This is a genomic window from Proteiniclasticum ruminis (assembly GCF_900115135.1).
In the GTDB taxonomy this organism is placed as follows: Bacteria; Bacillota; Clostridia; order Clostridiales; family Clostridiaceae; genus Proteiniclasticum; species Proteiniclasticum ruminis_A.
Map to the genome: position 1 here is coordinate 22,913 of NZ_FOVK01000019.1, position 6,586 is coordinate 29,498.

The 6,586-nt window shown below is 42.5% G+C and carries 7 protein-coding genes, 2 tRNA genes and 1 rRNA gene; all 10 read right to left on the reverse strand.

What is annotated here, in order from left to right:
• Positions 1-62 precede the first annotated feature (62 nt).
• Positions 63-737, reverse strand: a complete 675-nt coding sequence (locus tag BM243_RS14135) for a dTMP kinase (protein ID WP_074913124.1) — start codon at positions 735-737, stop codon at positions 63-65.
• 90 nt (positions 738-827) lie between these two features.
• Positions 828-1,313 carry a hypothetical protein gene (locus tag BM243_RS14140; RefSeq protein ID WP_074913126.1) on the reverse strand — a complete coding sequence of 162 codons (486 nt, stop codon included), beginning with the start codon at positions 1,311-1,313 and terminating at the stop codon, positions 828-830.
• Positions 1,314-1,607: 294 nt separating this feature from the next.
• Entirely contained in the window at positions 1,608-2,804 is a 1,197-nt protein-coding gene (locus BM243_RS14145; RefSeq protein WP_074913128.1) for a MalY/PatB family protein, read from the reverse strand.
• Positions 2,805-2,890: 86 nt separating this feature from the next.
• Positions 2,891-4,153: a sensor domain-containing diguanylate cyclase gene (locus BM243_RS14150; RefSeq protein WP_074913129.1), complete on the reverse strand. Its 1,263-nt coding sequence runs from the start codon at positions 4,151-4,153 to the stop codon at positions 2,891-2,893.
• 166 nt (positions 4,154-4,319) lie between these two features.
• Entirely contained in the window at positions 4,320-5,228 is a 909-nt protein-coding gene (locus BM243_RS14155; RefSeq protein ID WP_074913131.1) for an AraC family transcriptional regulator, read from the reverse strand.
• Positions 5,229-5,298: 70 nt separating this feature from the next.
• The gene (locus BM243_RS14160; RefSeq protein WP_074913133.1) at positions 5,299-5,712 is read right to left on the reverse strand and encodes a hypothetical protein; all 414 of its coding nucleotides are present in this window, start codon (positions 5,710-5,712) and stop codon (positions 5,299-5,301) included.
• Positions 5,702-5,911 (reverse strand): helix-turn-helix transcriptional regulator, encoded by a 210-nt coding sequence (locus tag BM243_RS14165; RefSeq protein ID WP_074913135.1) that lies wholly within the window; start codon positions 5,909-5,911, stop codon positions 5,702-5,704. Before BM243_RS14165 ends, BM243_RS14160 begins: the two co-directional genes overlap by 11 nt.
• Before the next feature lie 139 nt (positions 5,912-6,050).
• Positions 6,051-6,124: transfer RNA gene (locus tag BM243_RS14170), tRNA-Cys, on the reverse strand.
• A gap of 1 nt (position 6,125) precedes the next feature.
• A tRNA-Phe gene (locus tag BM243_RS14175) sits at positions 6,126-6,201 on the reverse strand.
• Between the two features lie 85 nt (positions 6,202-6,286).
• Positions 6,287-6,586: ribosomal RNA gene (locus BM243_RS14180) — 23S ribosomal RNA — on the reverse strand; the annotation flags it as partial.

Below are 6,586 nucleotides of genomic sequence, written 5' to 3' on the forward strand. Positions count from 1 at the left end.
ATTGAACACCTCCAATTGTTACATTTCATTATACTATAAATACGTTGAAAATGAAACGCAGACTAGAGTTTGTCCACTGCAGCAAGATAAATGTCCCTAAAAATATCCTCTTTACTGCGTAGAAGGTTTCCCTCCACACAGCTGATCTTTGTCCAGCCGTACTTGTCTGCCACATAGTGGGCATTCAGGTAGCTTGTCTCCAAGTGCTTGATATCTGCTTCATGGATGTCTTTTTCACTTTCCCCGGTGATCTTGTTCTTTCTTTCCTTGGTCATCTCCATGGTCACTTCAGGGGGCACATCCAGAAAAAACACCAGATCTGGAACCGGAATTTTATACATCTCAAATTCCAGCTGGTAAAGCCAGGATAAAAATGCATCTCTCTCTTCTATATCATCAATCTTGGATGCCTGATGAACCATATTGGCTGTGGTGTACCGGTCAGCAATGACAATCCCTCCAGACTCATAAAAGCTTTTCCATTTGGTCGTAAAAGAGGCATACCGGTCTGCTGCAAAAAAACTGGAAGCCACATACGCAGTCACATCCTCCGGATTCTTTCCAAAGTCTCCTCGGAGATACATTTTTACTAATGATGAACTTTCAGACTGATAATCCGGAAAATCCACCTTCATCACCTTGAGACCTTTATTCAGCAGGGTCCTGTATAGCTTCTCTGACTGAGTCTGCTTCCCTGAGCCGTCCACACCCTCAATGACAATCAGTTTACCTTTCATTTTCTCTTCCTTCTTCTTTCATATTATTGATTCACGTATTTATTATACCGGTATCCGCATAAAGAAGCCATGAAAAAAGACATCATATCGCTATGATGTCTGACGTCCCGATTTTATTTTATTCAGCATCGATGGGCTTGGACTGAAGTAGAAGGACTTGGATCCGCCCTCTGCCTGATACTCGCAAAGACAGCCCTTCCGCACAACATTCTTGCAGTAGTTTTTTCGGATCAGCCCCATAAGATTGGTTTTATGGCTTTTCACATGGAGATTCTTGATTTCATGAAGCTTCACTTTAGCCACCAGCTCATTCTTCTCACCGGTCATGCGGTGAATGATCAGTTCATCTCCGATGATGCTGTATCTGTAGGTTTCTCTGCCTTTTAATATCACGGCATAGCCAGCCAGAAGAAACACCAGAGTCAGGAAAAGATCCAGTATCGTAGAGACCTCAGGGTCCCATCCCATTTCACTCACATAATAAGAAACAGATAGAAGTGACAGCCCGAATACCATGAGAAGGATCAGGAGCGGTGCAATATTTCTTTCTACCTTTTCGTTGTATATACAACCCATAACTTTATAATTCCTCCAGGCGCTCTTATTCTTAACTTGATCTTAAGCGCTCAATCACATTAGTTATTATACAGGGTTCTAGAATAAATGCGACCATATTGAGAGTCTGAAATCCCTGACATATCACGTTATTAGGTGACCAGATCGTTTCTTCAGGAACTGCCCTCATGAATCTTCATTTTTCTCTCGTTTTCTCTTCTTTTTACCCTTATGCATATAATTATTCATCGCGATCATGAATGGAATGATCTCTTGCTCAAAAGGAATCGGTTACACCTTTAAGATCTCCCTAATTTATATTTTTACAGAGTTTATCGCATCTGTCATTCTATTGAGCGCTTCTTTCAGCACAGACTTAGGACATGCAATATTGATTCTCTCGTAGCCTTCTCCCTCTTCTCCGAAAAAGTACCCTTCATCCAGAAACACCAGGGCTTCCTTATGAAGAAGCTTCTCCAGCTGATCCTTGGACAGTCCTAGAGATCTGAGATCCAGCCACTGAAGATAGGTGCCCTCCAGATCATACACTTTAATCTCCGGATGATGCTTTTCCATGTGCTCTTTCACCAGAAGGTGGTTTTCATAAATCACCTCAATGAGCTCGTCCAGCCAGTCCTCTGATTCATCGTAAGCAGCTCTGCAGGCCACATAGCCAAGAGCATTGAGATTCATTATGGCTGTCTTGGACATTTCTTCAAGAAATCTCTTTTTATACTCCCGGTTGCAGATGATGACATTAGAGGTATGCATACCGGCAAGATTAAAGGTTTTGCTGGGTGCGGTCAGGGTAATGGTGTTCTCTCTGGCCCAGTCGTTCAATGAGGCAAAGACCGTGTGCTTATGCCCTGGCATCACAAGATCAAAATGAATCTCATCAGACACCACCAGAAGATTATTCTCTTCACAGATTTCCGCCACTTTTTTCAGCTCTTCTTTTTCCCAGACTCTTCCAACGGGATTATGAGGACTGCAGAAAAGAAGCATGGTATTTCTAGGATCCCTTGCTTTCTCTCTCAAATCATCGTAGTCGATCCTATACCGGCCTTCCACATCCTTCAGCGAACTCTTCACAAGAGTTCTGCCATTTTTCTCCACTGCACTGTAGAAAGGATAGTATACAGGAGACAAAACGATTACCCCATCTTCAGGCTTCGTAAAAGCTGAAACTGCCATGTAAAACGCTCCCACGACACCAGGTGTCCCTACAATGGACTTTTCTCTGATTTCCCAATTGTGGCGGCGCTTCATCCAGGACACCACAGAAGTATTGTATTCCTTTGTAGGGCCAGTATAACCCAGAATATGCTCCTCCACATACTTCTTTAATGCTTCTACGATGGCAGGTGGTGTTTTGAACTCCATATCTGCCACCGAAAGCGGAATGATTTTCTTTTCCTCTGCCATTTTATTCCATTTGATCATCTGATCATACTTGAAGGAACCTGTATCAAAACGGTTGACCAACGTTTCAAAATCATAACGACGCGTCAAAACAAACACTCCTTTTAACAATAACTTTTTTTTGATTATACCACAGAACAAGAGAAGCATTCCTTAAGCGCAAAAGAAGTCCTCCACTAAGAAGACTTCCTGCATTTATTGTTTTTATAGATTCTTTTATCCTCGTACATATATGCATCAGCTCTCTTCAGCACTTCAAACAGATCCTCCTCTGGGTCATGGGATATGAAGTAGCCCAGGGCTATGGATACAGGATAAGCCTCTTTACTGTACTCCACAAGGAGTTCTTCCAGTCTCAGCTTCATCTGCTTCAGGATTTCCTCCTCAATCAAAGGAAGGACCACCATGAACTCATCTCCACCCATTCTAAAGATCAAAGAGTCTGCTGGAAACACATGCCGGAATATATCAGATACCTTCACAAGAAGTCGATCTCCTTCATCATGTCCATGGGTATCATTCACCTGTTTCAGATCATTCACATCCATGGTGATGATCCCCAGTGGATGGTTCTTCTCTGTTTTTAGCTCATTTCTCACCTTCTCCAGATAGTGTCTGTTGAAGAGCTTTGTCAGCTGATCTCTATAGCTTAGAAACTCAATCTCTTGCTGTTTCTTGATGAAAATAGAAATATCTCTCGCAACCCCTGCTATTCCGGTGATTTCTCCATTTTCCAGTATAGGAGAGGCATTGGTTTCAAACACGCAGTATGTGCCATCTGCTCTTTTAAAGCGGTAATCCGACAATGACTCATGGTCTCTGCTGTATTTCACCTTATCCAAAAATTCAAGAAGTAGCTTTTTATCCTCTGGATGAATATACGATTCTACAGAAGTGCCAATGGACTCATCTAGAGAATACCCCAGCAGTCCTTCCCAAGCATTGGACAAGAAGGTAAGATTGCCTTTTAAATCCATTTTATAGATGATATCTTTGGTGTTTTCCATAATCTGGCTCAAGAGTCTTTCACGGGCTTCCAGCTTCAGCTGAAGAAGCTTCGATTCTGTGATGTCCATATGAACACCCATGGCAATGAGCGGCGAGCCCTCTGTGTCATACTCCACAATCTTTCCGCTGTCCAGAAGATAGACCCAGTGACCCTTTTTATGCTTCATGCGGATTTCCAGATGATATCTGGAAACTTCTCCTCGATGAAGGCGCTGAAACTCTTCTTTGGATCTCTCCACATCCTCAGGATGAGCAAGGCTGTTCCAGGTGAGGATGCTGACCGGCTGCAGTTCCTCCAGAGTATATCCTACCATGTCTGCCCAGCGCTCATTGATGCTCAGCTCCCCAGTCTGAAGGTTCAGAATCCAGGTAGCTGCATGAATGGCCTTCACCAGTATATTCGTATCAAAGTCCAATGTACTATTTACCATGACCCTTTCTCACCACCTGAAACACTATAAAAATATTATATCTTTTCTTATCAGTAAATACAAAATAAACACGATAGTCAGTTTATTGTATACATTTGTAAGCCCATAAAGGAAATCCGCAAAAAAATGAAAAAGCAAGATTTTTCCTGCTCTTTCATCTCTACTTCTATTTCAGAAGACTTCTCACCGGTCTTCCTTCTATATAACCTCTAAAACCCTGTGGCTCCAATTGAAACCTTGGTCCATCTTCATCCGCATAAGTAAATCCGTAAAGCTTCGGATCATACTCATTCATCACTTTCCAAAGATCCTCAATGGCTTCCCCAAACTTTTCATCCTCGTAGGGTTCTCCCTGGAAAATCATCATTTTACAGGGAGGAAGAGTTATAACATCAAATCCGTCCGGCACTTCTCCCTGATAGTCCATAGGAACTTCGACGCCCTGCACATACTGGGAAGTTCCTTCTGCAATGAGGTGCTTTGGCAGCCAGAATCCTGCTGGCTCATAAAGCGCTTCGGAGATGGATGACAGTATACCCCACACATCACATCCTACCTCTTCACAATACTCAAAATAATGAGTTGCCTTGATGCCTCTTAGCAGTATCAGCTTTCTTTCAGGTCTTTCCACCACTTGCACAAACACAGTACTGGCTTTTCTTTCTTTCTCCATTTTTAGCTCTCCTTTCTGAATCATCAGGTAGTAGTCACGGATCCTGGTGGGCATAAAGAGCTTTACCGGTTTCTTCTCTTTACTGTATCTTTTGGGGGATATGCCAAACTCCTTCGAAAAAGCTCTGGTGAATCCCTCATGGGTGTCAAACACAAAATCAAATGCCACATCCACTACCTTCTCTCCACCATCTCGTAATACCATGGCAGCCTTACTGAGTCTTAGGGCTCTCAAATATTCAAAGGGTGTCTTTCCTATAAGCTCTTTAAACATCTTCGCCGCATGCCAGGGTGAATACCCAGCTGCATCTGCCAGATTCTTCAGTGTGATTGGCTCGTGCAGGTGAGTTTCCACATAATCCTGCATTTTCTGTACTGCATTGATCTTATCCCATCGTTCCATGACTTCCTCCTTACGAAAAGGATATCCTAATTTACATCTATATTCTTGACCTGGATTGCTATCTTGCTTCTTACCTCAACTTAAAGAGCACCTTTGTAATCACAAAATTCATAAGAAGCATGATTCCGCCAAAGACTGCTGCTCCAAATGAAAGATAAAAATCCCCTCGTAATTCTCCCAGCAAGATGACTCCTATCACGAGGACTAATGTACCTATAAAGCTATATGTAGAAGCTTCAGCAATGATTTCTCTGTTTCTTTCATCGTTCGATAGTCTTTTGTCCAATAATTTCAAATGAGGATTTCGTTTGAATATGATCTTGGACGATACCGTATGTCCTATCAATGAGCCTACTGCCTTTGCAAAAAATCCCACTACATTGTTGTCTCCGCCATTGATCACATACACACTGCCACCAATGAAGAATCCCACTAAACTCCAAAAAGAGATTATTACATATTTATAACGTAGTTTACTTTCCATTCCCTTCCTCCTCATAAATAAAGATCTCTTCAATACTACAGCTGAACACCTTCGCGATTCTGAAAGCCAATAAGATAGACGGATTGTACTTTCCATTTTCCAGTGAACTGATGGTCTGTCTGGAGACTTCCAGAAGCTCCGCCAGTTCTTCCTGCCGTAATCCCCGCTCTTTTCTCAATTCTTCAAGACGGTTTTTCATATTCTTCTCCTTCGTAAAGCTTCCTTTACATAAACAGTACTAATATTTCACTACTATGTCAAGCTTCCTTTACAAAAAAGTTTCTTATTTAAAACACAAAAAAACTCCTGGATGATTTTCTCATTCAGGAGTTTTTTAATGGAGGCGCCACCCGGATTTGAACCGGGGGTGAAAGTTTTGCAGACTTCTGCCTTACCACTTGGCTATGGCGCCATGGTGGCTTCACTCGGAATCGAACCAAGGACACGTAGATTTTCAGTCTACTGCTCTACCAACTGAGCTATGAAGCCAAAACGCGGAACACAGTACTATTATATACCATATTCTTTGAAAACTACATACAGAGACCGTAAAGAATTCGAGTTTTTTCTTTTTTTGATTAAGCCCTCGATCTATTAGTATGAGTAAGCTGAATACATTACTGCACTTACACCTCTCACCTATCAACCTCGTGTTCTTCAAGGGATCTTACTGACTTACGTCATGGGAAATCTTATCTTAGGGTAGGCTTCACGCTTAGATGCTTTCAGCGTTTATCCTGTCCCAACTTAGCTACCCAGCTATGCTCCTGGCGGAACAACTGGTGCACCAGAGGTTGGTCCATCCCGGTCCTCTCGTACTAAGGACAGCTCCCTTCAAATTTCCTACGCCCGCGACGGATAGGGACCGAACTGT

Coding starts and splice junctions, on each gene's coding strand:
- BM243_RS14135 (WP_074913124.1), bottom strand. CDS start 737: ATGAAAGGTAAACTGATTGTCATTGAGGGTGTGGACGGCTCAGGGAAG.
- BM243_RS14140 (WP_074913126.1), bottom strand. CDS start 1,313: ATGGGTTGTATATACAACGAAAAGGTAGAAAGAAATATTGCACCGCTC.
- BM243_RS14150 (WP_074913129.1), bottom strand. CDS start 4,153: ATGGTAAATAGTACATTGGACTTTGATACGAATATACTGGTGAAGGCC.
- BM243_RS14155 (WP_074913131.1), bottom strand. CDS start 5,228: ATGGAACGATGGGATAAGATCAATGCAGTACAGAAAATGCAGGATTAT.
- BM243_RS14160 (WP_074913133.1), bottom strand. CDS start 5,712: ATGGAAAGTAAACTACGTTATAAATATGTAATAATCTCTTTTTGGAGT.
- BM243_RS14165 (WP_074913135.1), bottom strand. CDS start 5,911: ATGAAAAACCGTCTTGAAGAATTGAGAAAAGAGCGGGGATTACGGCAG.